Annotated in this window: 3 protein-coding genes; all 3 read left to right on the top strand. The window is 70.5% G+C overall.

Features of this window, described 5'->3' with window-relative positions:
• Positions 1 to 732 (top strand): ATP-binding cassette domain-containing protein (locus P409_RS31795; protein ID WP_034848019.1); only part of this gene is annotated, 732 nt, incomplete at its 5' end.
• Between the two features lie 159 nt (positions 733 to 891).
• The gene (locus P409_RS31790; RefSeq protein ID WP_034848017.1) at positions 892 to 1,908 is read left to right on the top strand and encodes an ABC transporter permease; all 1,017 of its coding nucleotides are present in this window, start codon (positions 892 to 894) and stop codon (positions 1,906 to 1,908) included.
• 98 nt (positions 1,909 to 2,006) lie between these two features.
• On the top strand, positions 2,007 to 2,369 hold the full coding sequence (locus P409_RS31785) for a YciI family protein (RefSeq protein ID WP_034848021.1): 363 nt from the start codon (positions 2,007 to 2,009) through the stop codon (positions 2,367 to 2,369).
• Positions 2,370 to 2,474: the final 105 nt, after the last annotated feature.

Below are 2,474 nucleotides of genomic sequence, written 5' to 3'. Positions count from 1 at the left end.
GCCACCGAGCGCAGCGCGCTGAATCCGCATGCCACGGTGCTGCACGACGTGTCGCTGTCGGTGCGGCGTGGCGAGATCCTCGGCATCGCCGGGCTGGTCGGCGCGGGGCGGACCGAGCTGGCCCGCGCGATCTTCGGCGCCGATGCCCGCACCGGCGGCCGCGTCCTGGTCGAGGACAGGCCGGTCGAGATCCGCAGCCCGGCCGACGCGATCCGCCACGGTATCGGCCTGGTGCCGGAGGATCGCAAGCAGCAGGCGCTGTTCCTGTCCCTGGCGATCCGCAGCAACCTGGCCATTGCCGCGCTGGGCAAGCTGGCGGGGCTGTTCGGCTATGTCCCGGACAGCAAGGAGCGCGGGCTGGTCGAGGAGTATCGCCGCGCGCTCGGCATCCGCATGGCGGGGCCGGAGCAGCAGATCGCCAACCTGTCCGGCGGCAACCAGCAGAAGGTGGTGCTGGCCCGCTGGCTGGCGCTGCGGCCGAAGGTGCTGATCGTCGACGAGCCGACGCGCGGCATCGACGTCGCCGCCAAGGCCGAGGTGCACCAGCTGCTGGGCCGGCTGGCGCGGGAGGGCATCGCGGTCATCGCCATCTCCTCCGAGCTGCCGGAGGTGCTGGCGATCAGCGACCGCATCGTCACCATGTGCGAGGGCCGGATCACCGGCGAGGTCGGCCGCGCCGAGGCCGACGAGGAAACGCTGATGCGGCTGATGACGCGCCGCCGGGCGGCATAGCACCCGCATGAGAATGCGCTGGCGTGAGTCGACTGGTGGCGATTTCGAGAACCGGCGCGCAACGGACGTTTGAGTCCGTGAGCACCGGAAGCGCAGAAAACGCCACCAGGCGGCCACGCCAGTAGCATTATCGGGCGGGTGCGAAAGGGAAGGACGAGAATGGCGCAGGACACGCTTCCGGACCGGGGCGGCTTCGACCTGTTCGGGCTTCTGGCGCGGTTCGCGCCGCTGATCTTCCTGGTGGTGCTGATGGCCGGCTTCGCCATCGCCGAGCCGCGCTTCATCTCCACCATCAACCTGCTGAACGTGCTGCGCCAGGTCTCGATCTACGGGCTGCTGGCGATCGGCATGACCTTCGTCATCCTGACCGCCGGCATCGACCTGTCGATCGGCGCCGTCCTGGCCTTCTGCGGCCTCGCCGCCGCGATCGTGGCCAAGGGCAGCGCCACCGGCAATTTCGCGCTCGGCAGCGAGGAGGCGCAGGGCTGGGGCTGGGGCGCCGCCGCCCTGGTCTCGATCCTGCTCGGCATGGCCGCGGGGGCGATCCAGGGCTTCGGCATCACCCGGCTGAAGGTGCCGCCCTTCGTGGTCACGCTGGGCGGCATGTCGGCCTTCCGCGGCGCCGCGCTGCTGCTGTCCGGCGGCGGGCCGATCAGCGGCTTCGACGCGGATTTCCGCTACTGGGGCCAGGGCAAGATCCTGGAGGTCCCGGTGCCGGTGCTGGTGTTCCTCGGCTTCGCCGTGCTGGCCCATCTGGTGCTGCGCTACAGCCGCTTCGGCCGCCAGGTCTATGCCGTCGGCGGCAATCCGGAGGCGGCGCGCCTGTCCGGGCTGAAGGTGCGGCGGGTGCTGCTCAGCGTCTACGTCATCATGGGTTTCTTCGTCGGGCTCGGCGCCTTCGTGCTGTCGGCCCGGCTGAACTCGGCCGAGGCGGTGGCGGGGCAGGGCTATGAGCTGACGGTGATCGCCTCGGTGGTGATCGGCGGCACCAGTCTGTTCGGCGGCATCGGCACCATCTTCGGCACGGTGATCGGCACCGTGCTGATCGGCGTGCTGCTGAATGGCCTCGTGCTGCTCAACGTCTCCTCCTACATCCAGCAGATCATCATCGGCGTGATCATCGTGCTGGCCGTGGCCTTCGACACCTTCGCCAAGTCGCGCCGCCGGCGGGTGTAGCCGGCGCGGATTTTTTCGCGGACGATGTCGAACGGCCTTCTGCCGGCCCGTCATTGGGGTGAGCGAGATGCGCTCGACCCCATGCGATGGAGACGACCATGCAGTACGCCCTGCTGTTCCAGCAGACCCCCGAGGAGTTCGCCAACCGGCGCGACCCGGAGAAGCACGCCGCCTTCTGGGCCGCCTTCATGCCCTATATGACGGCGCTGAAGGAGGCCGGGATCGTAGTCGCCGGCGCCGGGCTGGAGCCGCCCGCCACCGCCACCTCGATCCGCATCAGCGGCGGCGGGCGGCAGGTGCAGGACGGCCCCTTCGCCGACACCAAGGAGCAGCTGGCCGGCTTCTTCATCATCGAGGTGCCGAACCTGGACGCGGCGCTCGACTGGGCTTCGCGCTATCCGGGCGGCCCGGGCGGCGGGGTCGAGGTGCGGCCGGTGGCGCCGCCGAAGCCGCAGCAGTGAGCACGGACACGCGCCGCGCGGTCGAACGGGCGGCGCGTGACTCCTACGGCCGGCTGGTGACGTTCCTGGCCGCCCGGTCGCGCGACATCGCGGCGGCCGAGGATG

The organism is Inquilinus limosus MP06 (assembly GCF_000767795.1).
Classification (GTDB): Bacteria; Pseudomonadota; Alphaproteobacteria; order DSM-16000; family Inquilinaceae; genus Inquilinus; species Inquilinus limosus_E.
The sequence above is the reverse complement of the archived record's forward strand: the minus strand, read 5'-3'. Positions and strand labels throughout refer to the sequence as shown.